The organism is Arthrobacter bambusae, assembly GCF_030812595.1.
GTDB classification, from domain to species: Bacteria; Actinomycetota; Actinomycetes; order Actinomycetales; family Micrococcaceae; genus Arthrobacter; species Arthrobacter bambusae_B.
The window spans coordinates 185330-209051 of record NZ_JAUSSZ010000005.1; the positions used below are offsets into that span (position 1 = coordinate 185330).

The 23722-nt window shown below is 63.7% G+C and carries 22 protein-coding genes; 8 read left to right on the forward strand and 14 right to left on the reverse strand.

The features are described from left to right. Window positions 1-41: 41 nt before the first annotated feature. Together J2S96_RS09190 and J2S96_RS09195 are read left to right on the forward strand one after the other, a co-directional pair. Window positions 42-812, forward strand: coding sequence for a hypothetical protein (locus J2S96_RS09190; protein ID WP_306862103.1), 771 nt, complete (start codon window positions 42-44; stop codon window positions 810-812). Window positions 813-969: 157 nt separating this feature from the next. Next, entirely contained in the window at window positions 970-1614 is a 645-nt protein-coding gene (locus tag J2S96_RS09195) for a GNAT family N-acetyltransferase (RefSeq protein WP_306862107.1), read from the forward strand. A 430-nt stretch (window positions 1615-2044) separates the two neighbouring features. On the opposite strand, the gene J2S96_RS09200 is transcribed toward J2S96_RS09195, so the two are convergent. Beyond that, complete coding sequence (locus J2S96_RS09200) at window positions 2045-3319, reverse strand: PhoH family protein (protein ID WP_370873056.1); 1275 nt, start codon at window positions 3317-3319, stop codon at window positions 2045-2047. A 368-nt stretch (window positions 3320-3687) separates the two neighbouring features. Further along, complete coding sequence (locus J2S96_RS09205; protein ID WP_306862300.1) at window positions 3688-4449, reverse strand: isoprenyl transferase; 762 nt, start codon at window positions 4447-4449, stop codon at window positions 3688-3690. A gap of 244 nt (window positions 4450-4693) precedes the next feature. Between J2S96_RS09205 and trhA the strand changes: the two genes are divergently transcribed. Beyond that, window positions 4694-5335 (forward strand): PAQR family membrane homeostasis protein TrhA, encoded by a 642-nt coding sequence (trhA, locus tag J2S96_RS09210; RefSeq protein WP_306862112.1) that lies wholly within the window; start codon window positions 4694-4696, stop codon window positions 5333-5335. Here trhA and J2S96_RS09215 read toward each other — a convergent pair. From J2S96_RS09215 to mca, 3 genes are all read right to left on the reverse strand, one after another. Next, on the reverse strand, window positions 5332-7581 hold the full coding sequence (locus tag J2S96_RS09215) for a thioredoxin domain-containing protein (RefSeq protein ID WP_306862114.1): 2250 nt from the start codon (window positions 7579-7581) through the stop codon (window positions 5332-5334). The two genes, trhA and J2S96_RS09215, sit on opposite strands and share 4 nt — an antisense overlap. Further along, entirely contained in the window at window positions 7559-7906 is a 348-nt protein-coding gene (locus tag J2S96_RS09220; RefSeq protein WP_306862117.1) for a hypothetical protein, read from the reverse strand. Before J2S96_RS09220 ends, J2S96_RS09215 begins: the two co-directional genes overlap by 23 nt. A gap of 71 nt (window positions 7907-7977) precedes the next feature. Further along, window positions 7978-8883 carry a mycothiol conjugate amidase Mca gene (gene mca, locus J2S96_RS09225; RefSeq protein ID WP_306862119.1) on the reverse strand — a complete coding sequence of 302 codons (906 nt, stop codon included), beginning with the start codon at window positions 8881-8883 and terminating at the stop codon, window positions 7978-7980. Between the two features lie 127 nt (window positions 8884-9010). Here mca and J2S96_RS09230 point away from each other — a divergent pair, with 127 nt between their 5' ends. Both J2S96_RS09230 and greA read left to right on the forward strand, forming a co-directional pair. After that, the gene (locus J2S96_RS09230) at window positions 9011-9469 is read left to right on the forward strand and encodes a DUF4307 domain-containing protein (protein ID WP_306862122.1); all 459 of its coding nucleotides are present in this window, start codon (window positions 9011-9013) and stop codon (window positions 9467-9469) included. A gap of 153 nt (window positions 9470-9622) precedes the next feature. Then, window positions 9623-10117 carry a transcription elongation factor GreA gene (greA, locus tag J2S96_RS09235; RefSeq protein ID WP_306862125.1) on the forward strand — a complete coding sequence of 165 codons (495 nt, stop codon included), beginning with the start codon at window positions 9623-9625 and terminating at the stop codon, window positions 10115-10117. 78 nt (window positions 10118-10195) lie between these two features. Here greA and ilvA read toward each other — a convergent pair whose 3' ends face one another. From ilvA to J2S96_RS09250, 3 genes are read right to left on the reverse strand one after another with little or no spacing between them, the layout of a single operon-like run. After that, entirely contained in the window at window positions 10196-11434 is a 1239-nt protein-coding gene (gene ilvA / locus J2S96_RS09240) for a threonine ammonia-lyase (RefSeq protein ID WP_306862127.1), read from the reverse strand. A 3-nt stretch (window positions 11435-11437) separates the two neighbouring features. Beyond that, complete coding sequence (locus J2S96_RS09245) at window positions 11438-12763, reverse strand: AI-2E family transporter (RefSeq protein WP_306862129.1); 1326 nt, start codon at window positions 12761-12763, stop codon at window positions 11438-11440. A 40-nt stretch (window positions 12764-12803) separates the two neighbouring features. Continuing rightward, on the reverse strand, window positions 12804-13754 hold the full coding sequence (locus tag J2S96_RS09250; protein WP_306862132.1) for an aldose 1-epimerase family protein: 951 nt from the start codon (window positions 13752-13754) through the stop codon (window positions 12804-12806). 104 nt (window positions 13755-13858) lie between these two features. On the opposite strand from J2S96_RS09250, the gene galT reads away from it, so the two are divergent. From galT to J2S96_RS09265, 3 genes are read left to right on the forward strand one after another with little or no spacing between them, the layout of a single operon-like run. After that, a complete protein-coding gene (galT, locus tag J2S96_RS09255) occupies window positions 13859-14992 on the forward strand; it encodes a galactose-1-phosphate uridylyltransferase (protein WP_306862135.1) in 1134 nt (377 codons plus the stop codon). After that, entirely contained in the window at window positions 14989-16158 is a 1170-nt protein-coding gene (galK, locus tag J2S96_RS09260; protein WP_306862138.1) for a galactokinase, read from the forward strand. Before galT ends, galK begins: the two co-directional genes overlap by 4 nt. 51 nt (window positions 16159-16209) lie before the next feature. Next, entirely contained in the window at window positions 16210-17448 is a 1239-nt protein-coding gene (locus J2S96_RS09265) for an acetyl-CoA C-acetyltransferase (RefSeq protein ID WP_306862139.1), read from the forward strand. Window positions 17449-17465: 17 nt separating this feature from the next. Here the strand turns inward: J2S96_RS09265 and J2S96_RS09270 are convergent, their stop codons facing one another. The 6 genes from J2S96_RS09270 to J2S96_RS09295 form a co-directional block, all read right to left on the reverse strand. Then, window positions 17466-18353 (reverse strand): Bax inhibitor-1/YccA family protein, encoded by an 888-nt coding sequence (locus tag J2S96_RS09270; RefSeq protein WP_306862141.1) that lies wholly within the window; start codon window positions 18351-18353, stop codon window positions 17466-17468. 132 nt (window positions 18354-18485) lie between these two features. Continuing rightward, window positions 18486-19199 carry an ABC transporter ATP-binding protein gene (locus J2S96_RS09275; RefSeq protein WP_306862143.1) on the reverse strand — a complete coding sequence of 238 codons (714 nt, stop codon included), beginning with the start codon at window positions 19197-19199 and terminating at the stop codon, window positions 18486-18488. Continuing rightward, window positions 19186-20073, reverse strand: a complete 888-nt coding sequence (locus J2S96_RS09280) for an ABC transporter ATP-binding protein (protein ID WP_306862146.1) — start codon at window positions 20071-20073, stop codon at window positions 19186-19188. The genes J2S96_RS09275 and J2S96_RS09280 overlap by 14 nt, the downstream gene beginning before the upstream one ends. Then, a complete protein-coding gene (locus tag J2S96_RS09285; protein ID WP_306862149.1) occupies window positions 20070-21269 on the reverse strand; it encodes a branched-chain amino acid ABC transporter permease in 1200 nt (399 codons plus the stop codon). Before J2S96_RS09285 ends, J2S96_RS09280 begins: the two co-directional genes overlap by 4 nt. Continuing rightward, a complete protein-coding gene (locus J2S96_RS09290) occupies window positions 21266-22285 on the reverse strand; it encodes a branched-chain amino acid ABC transporter permease (protein ID WP_306862150.1) in 1020 nt (339 codons plus the stop codon). Before J2S96_RS09290 ends, J2S96_RS09285 begins: the two co-directional genes overlap by 4 nt. 79 nt (window positions 22286-22364) lie before the next feature. Beyond that, window positions 22365-23597, reverse strand: a complete 1233-nt coding sequence (locus J2S96_RS09295) for a branched-chain amino acid ABC transporter substrate-binding protein (RefSeq protein WP_306862152.1) — start codon at window positions 23595-23597, stop codon at window positions 22365-22367. Window positions 23598-23722: the final 125 nt, after the last annotated feature.

The following is a 23722-nucleotide window of genomic DNA, read 5'->3' on the forward strand; positions in this document are numbered from 1 at the left end:
TTCTCAAACCCGCGCCGGTCACGCACCCTTAGACTGTGGATATGGGGCGCTACAGTGCAGAAATCCAAGGCAATCCAGACCCCGACATGCCCTCAACCTTCCGGAACCTCTGCCGCTCCTCCCCGTGGAAGTGGACCAGCCTGAGGTTCGAATACCTGGACCGGCCCGGCAGCACGGGATCCACAGTGCGAGCCTGGCTGCGTCGGCCGGGGGCGCTTCGGCTCGAAACCGTGGATGGCGCGTTGCTGCACAGCACCACGGGGATCAACGACTCCCGTGACGGGCTTTACCTCGGTTCCAAGCGAAAGTCGTGGCTGTTGCCTGCCCATCTGGTGACTCCCGTTTACGACTCCCGAGGCTTGGTCCGCCGGCGTCCCGAGGCGGCCTATGGTGAACCGTCCTTCGGGAACGGTCGGCTCGCGGCCGCCCTCGATCCTGTGGAGCTCGCCGGGAACGCACCCGTGCCTATGGAGTTTCCCGAGTCCAACCGGGTGTCGCTCGGCGCCATCCGGGAAGTGGATCACGAGGGGCGTCCGGCTTTGGAAGCCATCGCGACGCCGGGACACAGTTACGTGCCGGCTGATGCGGCAACACCGCTCTGTTTCCCGGGACGCACGCTCTTGCGGGTGGACTCGGGAACGGGCGTGTGCGTTTTCAGCCAATCGCTCGACGGCGATACGGCCGGCCAAGGGCACTGGATGCGGATCCTGGGGGTGGACGAATACATGCTGGACGATCTGTTCCTCGCCGAATCGATGAACCTCACCGACGTCCGGAAGCACATCAGCTGGGACATCGGCCCCCGCGCGTGAGAGCCATTCCCCTCCCCTTGGACGCTCGCTCACCTATACCCCACCCGACCAACGCTCGCTCACATATATGGGCGACCGTCGCTGAGGGACGCATAACAACGAACCACCGTGGTTGACGCATGACGAGCTATCCCGGTGTGTCCGCTAGGCTTCCCGAATGAACGATCTGAGCAGTATCTGGCCCCCCTTCGGCCTCAGCCTGACCACACCCCGCTTGGAGTTGCGCCCCATCCAGGACGCTGACATCCCCGCAGCGGTCAGGGCAGCCCTCAGCGGCATTCACGAGCCTGGGAAATCCCCCTTCAGCAACCCCTGGACGGAACTGCCCGAAGATGAGTTGGGTGCCAACATGGCCCGATGGTATTGGCGCTGCCGGGCAGGAATGACCCCGGAATCATGGACGTTCCTGTTCGGCATCTGGCACAAAAACGAGTTCATTGGCTGCCAGGACGTGGAGGCAAAGAACTTCGCATCGTTGAGGACTGTCTCGACCGGTTCCTGGCTCAAAAAGAGCGCGCAAGGCAAAGGGCTCGGCAAGGAAATGCGCGCGGCCGCCCTGAGCTACGCCTTCGACTACCTAAACGCAGAAACAGCAACCTCCGAGGCCGCCATGTGGAACGAGCAATCCCTGGGCGTTTCCACCAGCCTCGGCTATGAGTTCAACGGCAGTTACCGCGACCGATGGGCCGTCGACGTCGTGGAAGTCCAACGCGTTCGACTCACCTCCGCTTCTTTCATCCGACCGGATTGGACGCTGAAAGTGGAAGGCCACGAAGCCACAGCGAAGTTCCTGGGTTTGTGACCGCGCGTCCGCCGGAACCCGACACAGGTGACCGGGCGTCGAGGAAAAACCCGACATAGGTGACCGGGCGTCGGGGAAAAACCCGATATAGGTGACCGGGCGTTGGTGAGAGGCGCACGAGCCTGGACGCGGTTCTTCGCGAAGGAGCGCATCGCGGCGCATCGGACACCGAAGGTCGCTCAGCGACCGGAGCGGGTCCTTATGCGCCGTGTCTAAGCGACGGCGAAGGGCCGTGGCCCGGCGGACCTGGCGTCGGGGAAAAACCCGACATAGGTGACCGGGCGTCGGGGAAAAACCCGACATAGGTGACCGGGCGTCGGGGAAAAACCCGACATAGGTGACCGGGCGTCGGGAGCGGACCGGAGGACAGCTGAGGCCGGGGCCCGGCGAACCGGGCCACGGCCTCCCGCACAGGCGGCGCCTGGTGCGCTTAGATCTCAGCCCCCTCCAGAAGCTCCGTCACGAGTGCCGCGATCGGCGAGCGTTCGGAGCGGGTCAGGGTGATGTGACCGAAGAGCGGGTGCCCCTTGAGGGTCTCGACGACGGCGGCAACACCGTCGTGCCGGCCGACGCGGAGGTTGTCCCGCTGGGCGACGTCGTGGGTCAGGACGATCTTGGAGTTCTGGCCCATACGGCTCATGACGGTGAGGAGCACGTTCTTCTCGAGCGACTGGGCCTCGTCCACGATCACGAAGGCGTCATGGAGCGAACGTCCGCGGATGTGGGTCAGCGGCATGACTTCGAGCATGCCCCGGTCCATGACCTCTTCCACGACTTCCTGGCTCACGAGTGCACCGAGGGTGTCGAAGACCGCCTGCGCCCAGGGGTTCATCTTCTCCGCCTCGGAACCGGGCAGGTAGCCGAGTTCCTGTCCACCCACCGCGTACAGGGGCCGGAAGACGATCACCTTGCGGTGCTCCCGGCGCTCCAGGACGGCTTCGAGTCCGGCACACAAGGCCAGTGCCGACTTTCCGGTGCCGGCCCGTCCACCGATCGAGACGATTCCGACGCTCGGATCCATGAGCAAATCGATCGCAAGGCGTTGCTCAGCTGAGCGGCCGTGCAGTCCGAAGACGTCACGGTCGCCCTTGACCAGCCGCACTTGCTTGTCCGCGCCCACGCGGCCCAGGGCGGAGCCCCGGTTTGAGAGCAGCACCAGGCCGGTGTTGACGGGCAGCTCGGCCGCTGCCGGGATAAACACGGGTTCGTGTCCGTACAGGGTGGAGATTTCGTCCTCGCTGGCTTCGATCTCCGCCATCCCGGTCCAGCCGGAGTCTTTGACGAGTTCATTGCGGTATTCGTCGGCGAACAGTCCCATTGCGGAGGCTTTGACGCGCATGGGAAGGTCTTTGGAGACGACCGTGACGTTGTGGCCTTCGTTGGCGAGGTTCTTGGCGACTGCCAGGATGCGGCTGTCGTTGTCCGCGCCGCGGAATCCTGCCGGCAGCACTTCGGTGGACACATGGTTCATTTCGACCCGCAGTGTGCCGCCGTCGGTTCCGATCGGGATGGGTTGATTCAACCCACCATGCTCGATGCGCAAGTCATCCAGGAGCCTGAGTGCCTTGCGGGCGAAGTAGCCCAACTCGGGATCGTGGCGTTTGGCTTCCAATTCAGTGATCACCACGATCGGGACAATGACTTCGTGCTCCGCGAAGCGCAATAAGGCGTGCGGGTCGGAAAGCAGTACGGAAGTGTCAATCACATAGCTTCGGCCAGTCGGAGTCCCGGACTTTGCAGTCCGCCCACCGTTGGCCCGCTTGGTGCGAGAGGTAGCTGAACTTTCCCCGTCGGAAACGACTACGGGCAGTTGCTCAGAAATAGCCACATCGACTCCAGCCCCGGGCGAACCCGGCTTATTCGTGAGGCGGCTCGGCCGGAAGGCCGGGCGCGGCCCCCCACGTAACTGGTGCGATGTTTCCATCTACTGGCCTCCCCGATCAGCAGGCGGGTTGCCTACTGATGGGATTAACGTATTCCCATGCGATTACATTTCCGGTTAGCCCAAACGGCGATTCGTGTAGACAAAGCGTGAACATCCCGGAAACGGGAGCGCACCGAAGAGTCACCGTGTCAGGTACCGTAACGGCGCTGGCGGCCGGCGTAGTCCCGCAAGGCCCGAAGGAAATCAACCTTGCGGAACGCCGGCCACAGTGCCTCGCAAAAGTAGAACTCGCTATAGGCGCTTTGCCACATGAGGAAGCCGGACAAGCGCTGTTCACCTGATGTGCGGATCACCAGGTCGGGGTCCGGCTGGCCGCGCGTGTAGAGGAACCGCGAGATGTCCTCCACCGAAAGTTCATCGGCCAGCTCGGTGATGTCGCGGCCGTGCGCGACGGCGTCGTGCAGCAGCTCCCGCACGGCGTCGACGATTTCCCGCCGTCCTCCGTAGCCGACGGCGACATTGACGTGCAGCCGCTCGCGGATCGGGGTGCGCGCCGTGAGCTTGGTGAGCCTCTCGGCGAGATAGTCCGGTAGCAGCTCGGGCGCGCCCATGGCGTGGACCGAGATATTGGCGTCGTCATCCAAGCGGTCGAGGGTATTCGCGATGATTCCCATGAGCAGTTCGAGCTCTTCGCCGGAGCGGTTCATGTTATCGGTCGAGAGCATGTACAGCGTGACGACTTTGACTCCAAGCTCCTGGCACCAGCCGAGGAATTCATGGATCTTGTCCGCCCCTGCTTGATGGCCTTCGCTGGTGGGAGCGTTGAATTGCCGCGCCCAACGGCGATTGCCATCCACCATGACGCCGATGTGCCGGGGAATCTTTTCCTGCTCGAGGGAGCGGAGCAGTTTGCGTTCGTAGAAGCCATAGAGGAAGCCGGGCCACTCCATCCGGACACTCACCTGACTTCCTTTGAACGGCAACTGAAAAACCCTTGAGAACGACGGCGGCCGCCGGCCGGGCGGGTAATCCGCCTTCAGCAAAACAACCGTCCGTACCTGCGGACTGCTGCCGTAGGTGCATCACCAAGGCTACCTTCCCAAGCCGGGCGGTCGGCACACCGCGGCTTCGAGGTTCGAGACCAAAATGCATTACTTCGCAGTAACATACCCCGGCGGGGGTTACCCTTTAACGATGTCCGTGCTGCTCACAACCAAGCCACGGTGGCGCGGCTGGATACACGCTGTGGCCACGCCTTTCGCCGTCGCGGCGGGGATCGTCCTGGTGACGTTGGCGCCAACGATGGATCGAAAGATCACCTCCGCAATCTACGCTTTCACGGGTGCACTGCTCTTTGGCGTGTCCGCGGTCTATCACCGCGGCAATTGGGCGGCGAAGACCAAGATGGTCCTCAAGCGCCTGGACCACACCAACATCATGTTGGTGATCGCGGGCAGCTACACACCCCTCGCCTGGTCCCTGCTCGAGCGCCCCAAGGCCGTACTCCTGCTGTGGGTGATCTGGTCCGGTGCACTGATCGGAGTCCTGTTCCGGGTTCTCTGGACCGGCGCTCCGCGTTGGCTCTATGTGCCTGTCTACGTCGCGCTGGGCTGCGGGGCCTTGTTCTACTTGCCGGAGTTCTTCGCGGCGAACGTTCCCGCCGCGATCCTGATTTGCGTGGGCGGGGCCCTTTACATCGCCGGCGCGGTTTTCTATGGGATCAAGAAGCCCAGCTTCAGTCCGTTGAACTTCGGCTTCCACGAACTCTTCCACGCCCTCACGGTGCTGGCCTTCGCCGCACACTTCATCGCAATCATGATTGCCGTGCTGAGCTAGCCGGCGGCCTCCGTCATCGCGTCAAGGCGTTTCGCGAGTTCCCCGACAGAGCCAAGCGGCAGGTCACACACCATCCCCCGGCACAGATACACCTGTGGTGAGCCGTCCGCGGCAGCGGTGCGGGCCTCAAGCAGTGGTACTTCCGGTTCCGCGGCGCGGGCCCCGGGCAGCGCGCCGTCGTCGTCCGCTGTTTCGCCGGCCTCATCGATCTGGACCGCCACCACCATCCCCGGGCTCGGCGAGGCCAACAGGGCGCGATGGAGTTCCCGCTGCTTCGGGCCCCGGGGGCCGGACACTGCGGCCTCGATAGGACCGGCCACGGCCGCCTGTGCGGTCGCAAGCAGCCATCCCGCGACCCGTGGAGCCCGTGCGGCCATCGGCGGCAGGAGCGAGAGGATGTTGCTTGCCATGGCCCTGTGCTCGTGCGAACCGGAGTAGGCAGCATAGCTCAGCAATACTCCGGCAAAGGCCGCCGCCCCGCTGGGCGCAGCATTATCGAAGGGGTCCAGGCCCACGTGCTGGCCCTGTGCGTTGAACACTTGGGCCGACTCACCCACGGAGTCCGACAACCTGCCGTCCACCACGAAACGCGCGCAGGCTCCGGCGACCAGCTCCTCCGCGAAACGGTACCAGCGGCGCCGGCCAGTCACCGCGTAGAGGGCCAGGAAGCCTTCCGCGCAAAAAGCATAGTCTTCCAACAGGCCACTGATTCCTCGGGCAACACCTTCGTGCGAGGCCCTGACCAGCACTCCCGCCGCCTGCGTCGGGGCGCCGGGAACGGAGGCACCGGGGCCCGACGCGGGAACCCAATGCACGCGCACCAGGTACTCGGCCACGCTTTCCGCGGCGGTCACCAGTTCCGGCCTGTCCAGGATCGCGCCGGCTTCGGCAAGCGCCGCGATGGCGAGGCCGTTCCAGCCTGCCACGACCTTGTCGTCCCGGGCCGGCTGGGGACGCGCCGAACGCGCGCGCCGCAACACCGGCCTCACTCGCTCCCACAACCGCGACTCCTCCCCGGAGAGCCGGCGCCCTGGATGGAGCGGAGATCCAAGCTCCGAGACCCTTCCGGATGGCCCCACGTTCATCAGCCGGCCCACGGCCGCGCCATCCCCGGGCCCAAGCGCGGCTTCAAGGCTCGCGGGGGTCCACAAGTAGGACGCCCCTTCGTAATGGGCTCCGTCCACCACGGTGTCGGCGTCAAGGGAGGAAGCGAGTCCGCCAGGGGTTGCGGGATCGCCCACGCGCAGCGAGTCGAGCATCCAGTCGGCCATTCGGGACGCCACACTTGCGGCTTCGCCGGCCGGCAGGACCTCGTCGCCTTGGAGGCGCATCCAGTGGACATAGACGCGGAGGAGTTGGGCATTGTCGTAGAGCATCTTCTCGAAATGCGGAACGGACCAGTCCGCGGTCACGGAATAGCGGGCGAAACCGCCGTCGAGCTGGTCGCACAGCGCGGAACGGGCCATGGCGGCAAGAGTTCGGCCCGCCATGTCACGGGCCGCGTCCGAGGTTTCCGACGGCACGGCGGCGTGCCGTATCAGGAACTCAAGAACCGCCGACGGCGGGAATTTGGGAGCGCGGCCGAACCCGCCACCGTCGGGGTCTTCCGAACGGGCGAGTACTCGCACTGCTTCCGACAGGAGGCCTCTATCCAGGCTTTCGGGTGTCCTGTCGAGGAACACGGCCGTGGCGAGCTGGGCATCGGCCATGCCCACCGCGAGCCGCCTGGCGTTCTGCTCGACGGCGTCCCGGCGTTCCAGCCAGGCCTCGTGGACCGCTTCAAGCACCTGGCGGAAGGACGGCCTTCCAGGCTGGGGCGTCGGCGGGAAATAGGTGCCTGCATGGAAAGCCAAGCCCTCGGGGGTCAGGAAGACGGACATCGGCCAGCCGCCCTCGCCGCTGATGGCCTGGGTGGCTGCCATGTAGATCGAGTCCACGTCCGGACGTTCTTCCCTGTCCACCTTGATGGCCACGAACCGGGCGTTCAGGTAGTCGGCGGTGTCCTGGTCTTCGAAGGACTCGTGGGCCATGACGTGGCACCAATGGCAGGCGGCGTAACCGATGGAAAGAAAGACCGGAACATCGCGGGCGGCTGCGAAAGCAAAAGCCTCGTCGCCGAACGGGTGCCAGTGCACCGGATTGTGTGCGTGCTGGCGCAGATAGGCAGACGGTTCCGAGCCAAGGGCGTTGGACGCCCCCGGCCATTCCCGGGTGGTTCCCGGGTCAGCGGGCTCCGGAGCCGGCATCGCCGTCGGAGTCTTCAACGATCGGTTTGCCCGGGACGACGCCACCGGCCACGGCAGTGCCGGGAGTGGCGCCTGCCTCGGCGGTGCCGGCCTCGGTGTTGCCGGCCTCGGCCGCCGAGGCCTCTTCAACCTGGGCGCGGTAGCGGACCCGACGGATCCTGCGGACCATGTCCACGATCAGGAAGGTCGTGAGCAACACGATGAAGGCAGTCAGGACGAAACCCCAGGTCCCGGGTGTCACCTGGTCTTCCGACAAGCCTGGGCGCAGCGACGGGGTCGGGGTAGGCGACGGGGTCGTGGCCAGGGCGATGAGAAAGTGGTGCACGGGTTCAAACCTTCTATGGGAGTTCCAGCCGGGTGGCGACTTCTACGCTTGATAGAAATCGCTTGGCGATCCTATCTTAGCCCTGCGAACAGGTCCTTTTCCGGCAGTTCGGCCGGGATCCGGGAGTGGACCAGCGTGTAGTCCTCCCACGGCCAGGCCCTGCGCTGCATCTCCGGGGATACCGCGAAGAAGAAGCCAAGCGGATCGACCTGCGTCCGATGCGCCCGGAGTGCGTCGTCGCGGGCCTCAAAGTAGTCACCGCAGTCCACCTGCGTTGTGGTCTGGTGCATCGGCCTCGGCGGAGTATGGCCTTCCGCATCGGCTTCCAGCCAGGAAGCCAGGCGCTCGGCGTAAGGCGATTGCAGTCCCGCCTCTTCAAGCGCGAAATGCAGGGCACGGAAGCGGTCGGGGCTGAAGGCGCGGTCGTAGTACAGCTTGCTGGGCGCCCAGCGTTCGCCGATTCCGGGATAGCGCTCCGGGTCACCGGCAGCATGGAAAGCTTCGACGGCGACCTTGTGCGCCATGATGTGGTCCGGGTGCGGGTAGCCGCCGTTCTCGTCGTAACTGACCATCACGTGCGGTTTGAAGTCGCGGACCAAGCGGACGAGCGGTGCCGCCGCCCGCTCAAGGGGCTGAAGCGCAAAGCACCCGCTGGGCAGGGGTGGCAGCGGATCACCCTCGGGCAACCCCGAATCCACGAAACCCAGCCAGCGCTGTTTGACTCCCAGGATCGCTGCAGCTTGAGCCATTTCCAAGCGGCGGGCGCCCGCCATGTCCCGCTTAGGGTGCGGCGCCGACTCCATGGCCGGATTCTGGATGTCTCCGCGGGAGCCGTCAGTGCACGTGGCCACCATCACCTCCACGCCGGAAGCCGCATACATCGCCATGGTGGCCGCGCCCTTGCTTGATTCGTCGTCCGGATGCGCGTGGACGGCGAGCAGCCGAAGCTGCGTGTCGGGGCTGCTGGATGTGCTCATCCGGTACGGTTCCTCTTTCCGGGTCATGCTGTTCTGGGCTGGGTGGTGGGTGCACTGACCATGCAGTTCCCACGTGGGCGGCTCCGCTGTGTGCGAGGACCTGCCAGAAGCCCACTAAACTAGGTGGGTGACTTCGGAAGACCCCTCGGCCACGGCGCTGCCGGCAACTACCAGCCTAGCCAATCGCTACGGCAGCCAAAAGCGCGCCTTCGGGGGGAAGACCAAGCGGAACGTCCTCATCGCCGTCCTCCTCGTCGTCGTTGCTCTCTTGTTCTGGGTCACCACATCTTCCTCGCAGTCGTCGGTGTCCTTCAAGGACATCGGCTACAGCGCCACCGACGCCACCCAGCTCGCGGTTGATTTCCAAGTAACCAAGAACCCGGATGCCACCGCAAAATGTGCCGTCAAGGCCATGGACTCCGGGTTCGGAGTGGTCGGTTGGAAAGTCGTCCAGATCGGCCCGAACGACCCCAAGGACGGAGCAGACGGCGGCCGGACAACCGCCCAGAGGACCATACTGCGCACCGAGTCCGCGGCAGTCTCCGCCGTCGTGGACAACTGCTGGATTGTCGACAGCAACAAATAGCAAAGGTGTGACGCGCGACTCAGTGAGCTTGGGTTTGTCCACAGGATTGACTACACTGGATCAATACCTTTACCCCGCTGAGTTGGTTGCTGAGTTCCACGAGTGGCCTGCACCGGCGGGGTCTTTGCTTGTCAGATCCATAAGGAGAAGTCCGTGTCGACCACCAACAGCGCGCCTGCAGCTTGGCTTACCCAGGACGCATATGACCGCTTGAAGGCAGAGCTGGACCACCTTTCCGGCCCTGGCCGCGCGGATATCGTGCAGAAGATCGAAGCCGCCCGCCAAGAAGGCGACCTCAAGGAAAACGGCGGTTACCACGCCGCCAAGGAGGAGCAGGGCAAGATCGAAGCCCGCATCCGCCAGCTGACCGTGCTCCTGCGCGATGCCCAGGTTGGCGAAGCTCCGGCCGATGACGGAATCGTCGAGCCCGGCATGGTCGTCGTCGCCCGCATCGCAGGCGACGAAGAGACCTTCCTGCTCGGATCCCGCGAAATCGCCGGTGATTCCGATCTCGACGTCTTCAGCGAGAAATCCCCGCTCGGCGTCGCGATCATGGGCCACAAGGAAGGCGACAAGATCAGCTACGTCGCCCCCAACGGCAAGGAAATTGCGGTGGAAATCGTTTCCGCCAAGCCGTTCTCCGGCTAATAGACGCGCGAAGCAACGACGCCGGCCCACCCCTCGCGGGGAGGGCCGGCGTTTTGCGTTTTCCGGCCGGCTGCGGCGTCAGTGCACGACGATCGGGTGGAAGCCCTCTGCCCGGAGGGCTGCCAGGACCTGCTCACTGTGCTCGTGGCCTTTGGTTTCGAGGTTGACGGTGATGGAAACATCGCCCATGCTGATCGCGCCGCCCACCCGGGTGTGGTCCAGGCCGGTCACATTGGCATCGTTTTCGGCGATGATTCGGGCGATCGTGGCCAAGGAACCGGGCCGGTCGTCCAGCATCATGCGCACGGTCATGTAGCGTCCAGCCGCCGAGAGGCCGCGCTGGATCACCTTGAGCATCAGCATGGGATCGATGTTGCCGCCGGACAGGATGACGGCCGTGGTTCCGGGGTTTTCGATCTTGCCGTCCATGAGGGCTGCGACGCCGACAGCGCCCGCGGGCTCAACCACCATTTTGGCGCGCTCCAGCAGGAAGATGAGCGCCCGTGCCAAGGAGTCTTCACTCACGGTCACGACGTCGTCCACGAGCTCGCGGATGATGCTGAACGGCAGCTGGCCGGGGCGGCCGACGGCGATGCCGTCCGCCATGGTTGAAACCTTCTTGAGAGGCACCAACGCATCGGCTGCGAGCGACGGCGGGTAGGCGGCGGCGTTCTCGGCCTGCACACCGATGATCCGGATCTCTCGCCCCAGCTCACGGGCCCGCGCTTTGATCGCCACGGCGACTCCTGCGAGCAGGCCACCGCCGCCGACGCCCATCAGTACGGTGTCGACGTTGGGGACCTGGTCCAGGATTTCGAGCCCGACAGTGCCCTGGCCGGATACGACGTCGACGTTGTCGAACGGGTGGACGAAGACGGCCCCTGTTTCGTTCGCGTAGCGCTGCGCCTCCGCCAGGGCCTCATCGACGTTGTGTCCGTGCAGGACGACTTCGGCGCCGTGGCTGCGGGTCGCGGCAAGCTTCGGAAGCGCCACGCCGAGCGGCATGTAGATGCGGGCCTTGATTCCCAGGCTTTTCGCCGCCACGGCGACGCCTTGCGCGTGGTTGCCTGCCGAAGCGGCTACGACGCCGCGCTTCTTCTCCTCGGGAGACAACCGTGCCATGCGCACGTAGGCGCCGCGGACCTTGAATGACCCGGCCCGCTGGAGGTTCTCGCATTTGAAGTAGACCTCTCCGCCTACCATCGCTCCCAGGGCCCGTGAGGACTCGATGGGGGTCTTGGTAATAATGCCCTCGAGCAGCTCCTGCGCCTTAAGGACATCGTCCAGCGTGACGGGCAGGGTATCGAGGGTATTCACGGGTTAATCTCCTTTGTTGGTGTGCTGTGCGGCATCCTCGGGGAATGTCCGTTCCGCAGCCGCGTGCTGACCTGCGGCACCTTCGCCGCTGTTGGACCGTGCGCCAGCGTTGGCGCCGGGACGGTGGATTTCCTTGACGGTGGGTTCCTCGTCGGAATCCGTTGGTGCGATCCCTGCGCCGGCGTACGCCGTCATCAGTCCTTCATCATGTTCCCACGTCCGGGCGGCAATGTAGCGAACCGCCGTATTTGCTACGGCGAGGAGCGGCACGGCAAAGAGCGCTCCCGGAATTCCGGCCAGGTAGGAACCGGCTGCGACCGACAGGATCACGGCGACGGGGTGCAGCGATACGGCCTTGCCCATGATGAGCGGCTGGAGGATATGGCTTTCGAGCTGCTGCACGAACAGCACGATGGCAAACATGACGAGCGCATTGACGGGACCATTGGCCACCAAGGCCAAGAGCACGGCTATGGCTCCCGTCACGAGGGCGCCAACCACCGGGATAAATGAACCGATGAATACCAGGACGCCCAGGGGCAGGGCGAGGGGGACCTGGATAATCGCCGCACCGACGCCGATCCCCACGGCGTCCACGAACGCCACGAACATCTGGATGCGCACGTAGCTGACCATGGACGACCAGCCGCGCCGGCCTGCGCCGTAAGCTGCTGCGCGTGCGTTCCGGGGCAGCAGCCCGACGATGAACCGCCAGATCCTGGATCCCTCCAGAAGGAAGAAGATCAGGATAAAGAGGGACAGGACCATGCCCGCGGCAAAATGCCCGGCAGTACTACCGAACGACAGCGCACCGCTGAGGATGCTGCTGCTGTTGGTCTGCAGGGCCGAGGTGGCGCTCTGGATGTACGTGTCGATCTGGTCCGCCGTCAGATGCAGCGGCCCGTCAGCGAGCCACGCCTGGATTTGCTGCACGCCCGCAAGCGCTTCCTGCCACAATTCGCCGAATCCCACGGCAAGCTGCCGTCCCACCAGCACGAGGGCTCCCCCGACGACCCCGAGGAACCCCACCACCGTCACCGCGACGGCCACTCCCCGCGGCATCTTGAGCTTCCCGAACCACCGCGTGACCGGGTAGAGCAGGCCGGCAAGAAGGGAAGCGACCATGAGCGGAATGATCAGGAAGCTCACCCTCCCCAACAGCCAAATGAGGGCTCCCCCAACCACCATGATGAGGCCCACCCGCCAGGCCCAAGCGGCCGCGATCCGGACTCCGTACGGGATGTCCTGCGCAATGTGGTGTTCCGGCACCGGTTTGGGCACGGCCGAAACGGGATCACTTATTCGCGTGGCGTCCTGTGCTGGCGTCATTCCCCAATAATTCCGCAGCGAGCACCGGATGCGAAACAAGTTACAGCGCGCCCACAATCCCCCACTGCATGGTGAAGGTCTCCCCTGGCTCAAGCCATCGGAGGCCCTCCCCCGAGTTGAAGGCGTTCGCCGGACCGGTCATGGGCTCGAGCGCAACGGCTTTCGAGCGGCCCGGAAGGGTATCCGTGACAAAGACATGGACGAAGGCGCAGTTTTCATCCTGTTCCACGGAGACGCTCCGGCCATCCGGGGCCGACAGCGTGTGGCGGGCCACGCCGCCGTCGAACTCCAGTTCGGTGAACGACACGTCGATATCCAGGCCGCCCACGCTCCGGCCGCCGCCGAGATCGAAATCGCCGTCGACGGCCACCGAGCTCCGCGGGATCTTCCGCTCGTCGGCCACAAGCCGCGTGCCGGCGTGGACGGTCAGGACCATCTCTTCCGGCGGAACGTCGCCCACGCGCAAATACGGATGCGCCCCGAGGACGAAGGGCGCGGGAGCGTCCGAATCATTGAGGAAACTCTGGGAGACCCGCAAAGCGAGCGCGGAGTCGATCTCGTAGCGGACCCGGTGCCGGGCCAGGAAGGGGTAGCCATGCTGCGGGAAGATCACGGCTTCGAGGGTCACGGAGTACTCATCCTCCGCCAGGAGGGAGTACGACGAGTTGCGCAGGAGCCCGTGGCTCGCGTTGTTCCGGGACACCTCAGTGATGTCCAGCTGTTGCTTCTTGCCGTCGAGGTACCAGAGGCCATCCTCGATCCGGTTGGCCCACGGGGCCAGGGTAATTCCCGTAGCGCCGGGCGGAATTTGTGCGTCGCCGTAACTCTCGGTGAGCTGGACGCCGTCGCGGCTGAACAACCGCAAGCCTGCAGCGAGCTCGGTGACGACGGCGAGCGCGTCGCCGCGGCGGATCTCGAATTGGCGGCCGCTGGCAAAGCGCCGGGATACGGTCTCTTCGCCCGGCGCGGAAGACGGTGTTGTGGGAGGCATGGCACCACCGTACTGCATGCCGCTTCTTGTCCGCCCTTTCCGGCGCAATGTTCAATTTTGTTAGTTATTTTGCCTTTTTGAGCACTCTGTGACACCATAAGTCCATGACTCGCCTTACCAGCACGCGTCTCGCCGATGGCCGGGAGCTGATCTATTTCGATGACGCCGGCTCACCGGAGCGCGACCCCGGCTCGCTGACGGATCACCGCGAGCTGCCGCCGCGCGCAAATCCAGGCGAGCTGCGCTACGACGCGCTGAGCGGCGAATGGGTCGCGGTCGCCGCCCACCGCCAAAGCCGCACCCATCTGCCGCCTGCTGACCAATGTCCCATCTGCCCCACCACGCCCGCGAACCCCTCGGAAATTCCCGCGCCGGACTACGACGTGGTGGTTTTCGAGAATCGCTTCCCCTCACTGGGACCGGCGGTCGGGACCATCCCCGGCACCCCTGCTTGGGGAACGTCGGGTCCCGCCTACGGCCGCTGCGAAGTTGTCTCCTTCACCCCCAGCCACACCGGATCCTTTGCCGGGCTAGGCGAAACCAGGGCGCGCACCGTCATTGAGGCCTGGGCGCACAGGACCGAGGCGCTCAGCGCGCTCCCGGGAATCCAGCAGGTGTTCCCGTTCGAAAACCGGGGGGCGGACATCGGGGTAACCCTCCACCACCCGCACGGACAGATCTATGCCTACCCCTACGTCACGCCCCGGGCGGCAAGCCTCGGCGCCGTGGCCAGCCGGTACTTCGACGATTCCAAAGGCCGGGAATCGTTGACGTCCTCGATCCTCAAAGCGGAACGGCAGGATGGCAGCCGCATGGTGCTCGAAGGCGAGCACTTCAGTGCCTACGTGCCGTTCGCGGCCCGCTGGCCCCTGGAAATACATCTCGTCCCGCATCGGCAAGTGCCGGACCTCGCCGCCTTGGGCGGCGAAGAACGCGACGAACTGGCCCACGTCTACCTTGAGTTGCTCAAGCGCATGGACGCCCTCTATCCAACTCCCACGCCGTACATTTCCGCATGGCACCAGGCACCCCTGGATCCTCTCTTAAGACCATCCGGCCACCTGCACCTCCAACTCACTTCCCCGCGCCGTGCCGCCGACAAGCTCAAATACCTTGCCGGTTCCGAGGCCGCCATGGGAGCCTTCATCAACGACACCACTCCCGAATCCGTGGCAAAACGGCTGCGCGCCGTCGCCAGCGATTCGCGGCGAGCCATTCCGGAAGGGGCCCCTGCATGACCTCCACTCCCGACGCCCCGGCCCTGACAACCCTGTCCAGGTTGTTCGAGCCGACTTTCGGTTCAGCCCCCGACGGCGTGTGGCAGGCACCGGGACGCGTAAACCTGATCGGCGAGCACACCGATTACAACGAGGGATTCGTGCTGCCGTTCGCGATCGACAAGACCGCGAAGGTTGCACTACGGATCCGAGCTGATTCACGCGTCCGGCTGCTCTCCACTTTCGGCGAGCAGGGCATGGTCGAAACGGACCTGGACGAGCTGGCGCCCGGGTCAGCCAAGGGCTGGACGAAGTATCCGCTCGGCGTGGCCTGGGCCTTGCAACAGCGCGGTATCCACGTTCCCGGCTTCGACCTGCTCATGGATTCGGATGTCCCCCTGGGCGCGGGACTGTCCTCCTCGCACGCCATCGAATGCGCAGTCATCTCTGCCCTCAACGAGCTGACGGGCGCAGGGCTCGGTGCCGAGGACATGGTGCTCGCAACACAGCGGGCCGAAAACGACTTCGTGGGCGCCCCCACCGGAATCATGGACCAGTCGGCGTCGCTTCGCGGCTCGAGGGGCCATGCCGTCTTCCTGGACTGCCGCGATCAAAGCGTACAACTGGTCCCCTTCGACGCCGAGGAAGCCGGACTCGTGCTGCTGGTCATCGACACCAAGGTCTCCCATTCGCACGCGGACGGCGGCTATGCGTCCCGGCGGGCTTCCTGCGAACTCGGAGCCCAGGTCCTGGGTGTCCCGGCCCTTCGCGACGTTGGCGTCGGCGATCTGGAGGAAGCCAGCGGCCTCCTGGACAGCACGACCTTCAGGCGGGTGCGGCACATTGTCACGGAGAACGACCGCGTGTTGCAGACCGTGGAACGACTCACCACGGACGGACCCGCCCACATCGGCAGGCTCCTGGATGCGAGCCATGCGTCCATGCGCGATGACTTCGAGATCTCGTGCCCGGAACTGGATCTCGCGGTGGAAACCGCCCGTGCCCACGGGGCCATCGGGGCCAGGATGACAGGCGGCGGTTTCGGCGGCTCGGCTATTGCCCTCACCCCGGTGCGCCATGAGCAAGAGGTGCGCGACGCCGTCGTGCGCGCGTTCGTGGCGGCCGGTTTCACGACGCCGGACATCTTCACCGTGACCCCGGCGGCCGGCGCCACACGCCTCGCCTGACGTCCCGCAATCGCTTCCTTTGGCGAACGGGCCCCGGCGTATGCTGGGGGCATGACTGAGGCCGTCATCGTTTCCACCGCCAGAAGTCCCATCGGTCGGGCCTTCAAGGGATCACTCAAGGACGAACGTCCTGATGACCTCGCGGTCGCCATGGTGACTGCCGCGCTGGCAAAGATTCCGGCTTTCGATCCGGGGGCACCGGACGGTGGCGGGCTGGATGACCTCTACCTCGGCTGCGCCGAGCCCAGCGGGGAAGCCGGTTCGAACATGGCCCGCGTGGTGACCGTCCTGGCCGGCCTGGACACCGTCCCCGCGGCTACGATCAACCGCTTTTGCGCCTCGAGCCTGCAGACCCTGCGGATGGCCTTCCACGCCATCCGCTCCGGGGAAGGCCATGCCTTCGTCTCGGCGGGGGTCGAGTCCGTGTCCCGTTACCAAAACTGGGTCGGGGCCGGGGAAACTGACACCAGCCTGCATAACCCGCTGTTTGACGCGGCGCGGGCCCGCACGTCCGCCCGGGCCGCGTCCAACACACCATGGACGGATCCCCGGATGGGCGGACGGATGCCGGACGTCTACATCGCGATGGGACAGACTGCCGAGAACGTCGCCACAAGCTACGGAATCAGCCGGGAAGAGCAGGATCTGTGGGCAGTCCAGAGCCAGAACCGGGCTGAGGCGGCCATTGCCTCGGGCTTCTACGCCCGGGAAATCACGCCGTACACCCGCAAGGACGGCACCGTCGTGGAGCGCGACGACTCACCCCGGGCCGGCGTCACCCTTGAAGCCGTCAGCGCCTTGGAGCCGGTCTTCCGCAAGAGAGGGACAGTGACGGCCGGCAACGCGTGCCCGCTCAACGATGGCGCCGCCGCCGTGGTGGTCATGAGCGATCTCAGGGCCCGGGAGCTTGGCCTCAAGCCGCTGGCACGCATCGTCTCCACGGCCGCCAGCGCCCTCTCCCCCGAACTCATGGGCATGGGGCCGGTGGAATCATCGCGCCGGGCCTTGGCCTTGGCGGGACTGAGCATGGCCGACATCGACCTGGTGGAACTCAACGAAGCGTTCGCCGTTCAGGTGGTGGCGAGCGCCCGCGAACTCGGCATCGATCCGGAGAAGCTCAACGTTCATGGCGGTGCCATCGCCCTTGGCCATCCTTTTGGCATGACGGGCGCCCGAATGACCACGACCTTGCTCAATGGCCTCCGCGAAAGGGATGGCACCTTGGGATTGGCGACCCTGTGCGTCGGTGGCGGGCAGGGCATGGCGGTGGTCTTCGAGCGGCTCTCGTGAGCCCGTGGAAAGGAAGGTCAGTCGTCGCCGCGAAGGATCGCCAGCAGGCGGATGATCTCCACGTAGAGCCATACGAGCGTGACTGTCAGGCCGAAAGCGGCAGTCCAGGAGTATTTCTCCGGAGCGCCCTGCCGGACACCCTGTTCGATGCTGGTGAAGTCCATGACGAGTGAGAACGCGGCCAGGCCAATGGCCAGGATGCCGATGAAGACGCCCAAGGGGATGCCGAAGATGTGCACGCTGCTGCTCAGGCCGAACGGCGACTGGACCGCTCCCGTCCACACCAGGACCATGTTGATCACTGCGAAGACCAGATAGCCGAGCATGGCGATCATAAAGAAGCGAACTGCCTTGGGGGTGGCGCGCACCTTGCCGCTCTTGAAGAGAGCCAGCGTCACGCCGAAGACGGCAAGGGTGCCGATGACTGCCTGCAGGCCAACGCCCGGGAACATGCCGTCCAGGAAGCGGGTCAAGCCTCCGAGGAACAAGCCCTCAAGGCCGGCGTACGCCAGGATCAGTGCCGGGGACGGTTGCTTCTTGAAGGAGTTGACCATGCCCAACACGAAGCCGCCCAACGCGCCGACAATCATGAGGAGATTTGCGGTGCCGGGAGCAACGAACAACGTGACGGCCGCGCCAAGCAAAAGCACCGCAAGGCAAGCCGCCGTCTTGACGATGACGTCGTCGAACGTCATACGGCCGGTCTCGGCCGGACCGGCCGCGGGCCGGTTGTACATCTGCTGCAGCTGATCGCTGGTCAACGGCGGCTGCGAAGCCCAGCCGGGCTGGCCGTACTGGGGCTGGCCATACTGGGGCTGGCCGTGGGAGTAGCTGGGAACAGGCGGAGCCTGTGTGGCTCCGCGGAAATTCTTTCCGTTGAAGATCGGGTTGCCGCCGAGTGCCATGGTGGGTGTCCTTCTTGGTGTGGGTGCGAAGTGATAGTTCACGCTACCAATTCCCACGCTTGGTCCGCACCGAAAGTTCCACCGCCGCCGATGCCGGCACCCTGCCTGTTGGGAGGGTGCCGGAACGCGCGGCTATCCGACGCCGAGGTACGCTTCCTTGACCGCCGGGTTGGCGAGCAGTTCCTTACCGGTGCCCCTGTGCGTGATTGCCCCGGTTTCAAGGACAAAAGCACGGTGTGCGCGGGCCAGGGCCTGGTTGGCGTTTTGCTCCACCAGAAGCACCGTGGTGCCTTGGTTGTTGATCTCGGTGACGATCTTGAAGATCTGGCGGATGAACTGGGGAGCTAGCCCCATGGAAGGTTCGTCCAGGAGCAACAGCTTGGGGTTGGACATCAGCGCCCGGCCAATCGCGAGCATCTGTTGTTCACCGCCGCTCATGGTGCCGCCAAGCTGCTTGATACGTTCCTTCAACCGTGGAAACAGGTCGAAGACCCGCTCCAAATCGTCCGACACCTTGGTCCGGTCCTTACGGCCGTAGGAACCCATGTCAAGGTTCTCCTCGACCGTCATGCCGGGGAAAATTCCCCGACCCTCGGGCGCCTGCGAAATGCCGTGGACCACGCGGATGTGTGCTTTCATCCTCGTGATGTCCTCGCCGGCGAACGTGATGGAACCGGCCGAGGGAGACAGCAACCCGGAGATCGTCCTCATGGTGGTGGTCTTACCTGCACCATTTGCCCCGATGAGCGAGACGATTTCGCCTTCCTCCACGCTGAATGACATGTCGGAAATGGCTTGGATCCGACCATAGTGGACGGATATGTTCTTCAGCTCAAGCAAGGTCATCTTCAGGCTCCCCGAGATAGGCGGAAATAACTTTCGGGTCATCGCGGATAATCTTCGGCACCGCGTCCGCGATCTTTTTCCCGAACTCCAGGACCACGATCCGGTCGGTCACCCCCATGACCAACTTCATGTCGTGCTCAATGAGCAAGACTGTGTAACCGTCGTCCCTAATGGTCCGGATCAGGGCCATGAGTTCTTCTTTTTCCGCCGGGTTGAAGCCGGCTGCGGGCTCATCCAAGCACAGGACTTTTGGATCGGTCGCCAGTGCGCGCGCGATTTCCAAGCGCCGCTGGTAACCATACGGCAAGTGCCGTGACAAGAAGTGGGCGTGATCGGCGATGCCCACGAACTCAAGCAACGCCATGCCGCGTTCAATAGCCGTTTTCTCTTCCCGGACATGGGTGGGCAGGCGCAGGAGCGCCCCGCCGACACTCGTGCGGTGGCGTGCATCGAGACCGACCACCACGTTTTCCAAAGCTGTCATCTCACCAAAAAGGCGGATGTTCTGGAAGGTCCTCGCCAGCCCCCGCCTGGTGATCCGGTGCTGCGGCAGTCCGTTGAGCAACTGGCCTTCCAGCATGACCTTTCCCGACGTCGGCTTGTATACGCCTGTCATGGCATTGAAGCACGTGGTTTTACCCGCACCGTTAGGGCCGATCAAGCCGAGGATTTCGCCCCGGTTGATATCGAACGAGACATTGTCCAGAGCCGTCAGGCCACCGAACTTCACCGTCAGGTCCTGGACCTGGACCAACGCTTCGCCCACCTTGGTGACAATGTCGCGCTCAGGGGCCACCTTCTCGGCGACTTCAAGGTCCACACCCTGCTCTTTGAGTGCGTCCACATCAATATCCGGTTCGATCGCTTCACTCATTTGTCAGCCCCCTTTCCCGATTGCAGGACGACTTTGCCCGAAGCAGGAATGTCTCCATTAGTGCCCCTCAGTTTGTTGTACGCCAGGCGCCCGTACGCGAGGAGGCTCTGGCGTGCGGGCAGAAGGCCGCCGGGGCGGAAGATCATGATGATCACGAGAGCCGCGCCAAAGATCAAATATTTGAACTCGGCAATCGCCGTGAAACGGAGGGGAATATATGCCACCAAAGCGCCGCCCAGAATCGCACCGACTTTGTTCCCCGTGCCGCCCATGACCACAGCGGCGACGAACAGGATGGACGTGGCGATGTCAAACTTCTGGTTGTTCACAAAGCCCACCTGCCCGGCAAACAAGGCACCGGAGAGCCCGCCCACGGAAGCACCGATGGCAAAAGCCCACACCTTGTACTTGAACGTCGGAACGCCCATGATTTCCGCGGCATCTTCATCCTCGCGAATGGCAATCCATGCGCGGCCAACTCGGCTGCGCTCAAGGTTTCCAGCGGCCAGAAGGACCACGATGATGATGGTCAGGGTCAGCCAGTACCACGGCGTTCCGTTCGAGTTCTGGAAAATTGTCTGGCCGGCTGAATCCGTTCCTGGAGGGTGGCCGACGTTCTGGAAGCCGACTTGGCCTTTCATCGCCGGAATGATCGTGGCCAAAATGCGCACGATCTCGCCGAAGCCAAGGGTGACGATGGCCAAGTAGTCGCCGCGAAGCCGAAGCGTAGGCACACCCAAGACCACGCCGAAGAACATGGCCACTGCCATCGCAAGTGGCAGCGTCCACAAATAGGGAATGTGCACATACGGCGAATCAGGGCTGGTAAACATTGCCGCGGTGTAGGAGCCCAGTGCGAAGAATGCCACGTAGCCCAGGTCAAGGAGGCCCGCATAGCCGACCACCACGTTCAAGCCCACAGCTATCAGGGCGTAGACAGACATTTGGGCGAGCGCGATTTGCCAGTTGTTCCCTGGTTCCGTGGTGATCAACGGCGGGTTGAGGATGGGAAGCAAATAGGCAATGACCACAACGATGATGAGGAACAGCCATTGGGTTTGGCGCGGGAGCGCATTCCATTTGTCGCTGAGTCCCGGGAACCAGCCTTTGCGGCGACGCATTTTGGCTTCGCGGTCCGCAATTTCCTGTGCCGAGGAATCATCGGGAATTAGTGTGGGGCCGTCTGTTGTGCTCATGCCTTACTCTTTCCTAGCGAGCTACCCAAGACACCTTCGGGTCGCACGATCAATACCAACACAAGGACCACGAACGCGACCACGTCGGTCCACTGGGAACTGCCCAGGAGCACCTGGCCGTAGTTGCCGATCAAGCCGATCAGCAAGCCGCCCAGCAACGCGCCGCGCACGTTGCCGATGCCGCCGAGGACAGCGGCCGCGAAGGCTTTGACGCCAAGGATGAATCCGCCGTTATATTGCACGCCGGACGGGATTTTCATCACGTAGAACAATGCGGCCGCTCCGGCGAGGATTCCGCCAATGATGAAGGTGGTCACAATGATCCGCTCCTTGTTGACCCCCATCAAGGTTGCGGTGTCCGGGTCCTGTGCCACGGCACGGATGCCGCGACCGGTCTTGGACCGCCTGATGAACTGATCGGTGGCGATCATGAGGATAATCGCCGCGACGACGATAACCACTTGCTGCGAATCGATGATAGTTCCGAAGACATCGAAAATCGGGAGCGGCCGGAACATCGTCAGGGCGGCCTCCGGGCTCGGTCCGCGCCACCAGTAGATGGTGTACTGAATCGCGAAGGAAACACCGATGGCGGTAATCAAGAATGCCAGGCGGGGCGCCTTGCGCTGCCGCAAAGGCTTATAGGCCACCCGTTCAACGATCACCGCCATCAAGGCTGAGGCGATAATGGCGACGATTAGGGCGAGGACAAGGTTTCCCACGATGGCCCAGAAAGCCAGCCTCGGAGCGGAAGGTCCGAAATTCAGCGCGCTAAGGGTAAAGAACACCCCGTAACACCCGGTGATGAACACTTCGGAGTGGGCAAAGTTGATGAGGTTGAGAACGCCGTAGACGAGGGTATAGCCGAGGGCTACCAACGCGTAAATTGCACCGAAGGTCAACCCGTCAAACGTGGAACTCCAGAAATTTTGGGTAAACGAATTTACGTCGAAGGTGATCCACGTGTCGTCGACGGGAACCGAGTGGAGCAGGGTGGGAATTACTTCACTGATCATGGCACTTTCCTGATGTAATCAAAAGAAATGCTGGGGGTCGGCATGGATGCTAACCCCCAGCATTCATCTGGGCTCGGTGTTATTTTCCGATGACGCCGATGGGAACGATCTTGCCGTTCTCAACTTTGTAGCCGTAAACATCAGGAGTTGCCAGTTCGCCGGTTGAGTCCCACTTGTAGTGCTTCGACAGGCCATCTGCGTCGTAGGACTTGACCCAGGAAAGAAGGTCCGCACGGGACTGCTTGCCCTTGTCGATACCCGAGAGCAGGACGGTGGCTGCGTCGTAACCCTCAATGGAGTAGGTTCCAGGCTCAGCGTTGGCGAGCTTCTTGTACTCGGACTCGAAGCTCGGGATCAGCTCGCCGGGGATGCAGGGGCAGGTGAAGTATGCGTTGGACGACGCATCGCCCGCCTGCTTGATGAACTGGTCATCCTTCACTCCATCGGGGCCAACGAAGGATCCGGTGAATCCCTTTCCAACCAGCTGCTGGTCGAAGGGAGCACCTTCGGCGTAGTAGCCGGCGTAGTAGACGGTGTCTGCCTTGGCGTTCATGATCTTGGAAATCACAGCCGAGAAGTCCTTCTGGCCTGTGACAACCTTGTCGGAGCCCACCATGGCGGAGCCGAGGGCCTGGGAGGTCGAGGTTCCCAAACCGATGCCGTAGTCAGAGTCGTCCTGGACGAGGTAGACCTTCTTTGCCTGCAGCTTGTCCGTGAGGAACTTAGCTGCGGCCGGACCCTGGACGGCGTCATTGCCGAGGGCACGGAAGAATGTGGTCCAGCCGTTCTTTGTCAGGCCCGGGTTGGTTGCGGAAGGCGTGATGTGCACCAAGCCCTTCTGCTCGAAGATGTTGCCGGTGGCCTTTGACTCTCCGGAGAACGGCAAGCCCACCACTCCGACGATGTCCGGTTCCGAAACAATCTGCGTCACCGGGCCTGTTGCCTTGTTCGGATCACCCTCAGTGTCGAACTTCTTGAACTGGACCTGGCAGCCGGGGTTTGCGGCGTTGTGCTGGTTGATGGCCAGCTGAATGCCGTTGAAGATGTTGATACCCAGCTGGGCGTTGGGTCCTGTCTCGGCACCGGCATAGGCGAGGGTGGTGGTGGACGCGCATTTACCCTTGCCATCGCCTGCAGGCAATACAGCCCCGGCAGGAACGTCGACTTTGGAAATCGCAGGGATATTGATCCTGCCGCCTGCCGCCCCCGAGGTGTCGGTGCTGCTGGGACCGGTCTGATTCGCACAGCCCGCCACCAGCATGCCAAGGGTGGCCGCTGCTGCGATCGCCGAAATGACTTTCTTCCTGTACATAAAATAGCCTCCGCGGTGCGTCTGATTCGTGGTCATCAGCCCGAAGTCACTTTCACTTCGAACATGTTCCATGAGAGTACTACCAAATATGTGTCCTACAACACATATATGCAGGTCAGGATCTA

Bases quoted from the DNA above. Each gene is read 5' to 3' on its own strand.
- J2S96_RS09190 (WP_306862103.1), top strand. From the start codon at position 42: ATGGGGCGCTACAGTGCAGAAATCCAAGGCAATCCAGACCCCGACATG.
- J2S96_RS09195 (WP_306862107.1), top strand. From the start codon at position 970: ATGAACGATCTGAGCAGTATCTGGCCCCCCTTCGGCCTCAGCCTGACC.
- J2S96_RS09205 (WP_306862300.1), bottom strand. From the start codon at position 4,449: ATGGAGTGGCCCGGCTTCCTCTATGGCTTCTACGAACGCAAACTGCTC.
- trhA (WP_306862112.1), top strand. From the start codon at position 4,694: ATGTCCGTGCTGCTCACAACCAAGCCACGGTGGCGCGGCTGGATACAC.
- J2S96_RS09215 (WP_306862114.1), bottom strand. From the start codon at position 7,581: ATGCCGGCTCCGGAGCCCGCTGACCCGGGAACCACCCGGGAATGGCCG.
- mca (WP_306862119.1), bottom strand. From the start codon at position 8,883: ATGAGCACATCCAGCAGCCCCGACACGCAGCTTCGGCTGCTCGCCGTC.
- J2S96_RS09245 (WP_306862129.1), bottom strand. From the start codon at position 12,763: ATGACGCCAGCACAGGACGCCACGCGAATAAGTGATCCCGTTTCGGCC.
- J2S96_RS09250 (WP_306862132.1), bottom strand. From the start codon at position 13,754: ATGCCTCCCACAACACCGTCTTCCGCGCCGGGCGAAGAGACCGTATCC.
- galT (WP_306862135.1), top strand. From the start codon at position 13,859: ATGACTCGCCTTACCAGCACGCGTCTCGCCGATGGCCGGGAGCTGATC.
- galK (WP_306862138.1), top strand. From the start codon at position 14,989: ATGACCTCCACTCCCGACGCCCCGGCCCTGACAACCCTGTCCAGGTTG.
- J2S96_RS09265 (WP_306862139.1), top strand. From the start codon at position 16,210: ATGACTGAGGCCGTCATCGTTTCCACCGCCAGAAGTCCCATCGGTCGG.
- J2S96_RS09270 (WP_306862141.1), bottom strand. From the start codon at position 18,353: ATGGCACTCGGCGGCAACCCGATCTTCAACGGAAAGAATTTCCGCGGA.
- J2S96_RS09275 (WP_306862143.1), bottom strand. From the start codon at position 19,199: ATGACCTTGCTTGAGCTGAAGAACATATCCGTCCACTATGGTCGGATC.
- J2S96_RS09280 (WP_306862146.1), bottom strand. From the start codon at position 20,073: ATGAGTGAAGCGATCGAACCGGATATTGATGTGGACGCACTCAAAGAG.
- J2S96_RS09285 (WP_306862149.1), bottom strand. From the start codon at position 21,269: ATGAGCACAACAGACGGCCCCACACTAATTCCCGATGATTCCTCGGCA.
- J2S96_RS09290 (WP_306862150.1), bottom strand. From the start codon at position 22,285: ATGATCAGTGAAGTAATTCCCACCCTGCTCCACTCGGTTCCCGTCGAC.
- J2S96_RS09295 (WP_306862152.1), bottom strand. From the start codon at position 23,597: ATGTACAGGAAGAAAGTCATTTCGGCGATCGCAGCAGCGGCCACCCTT.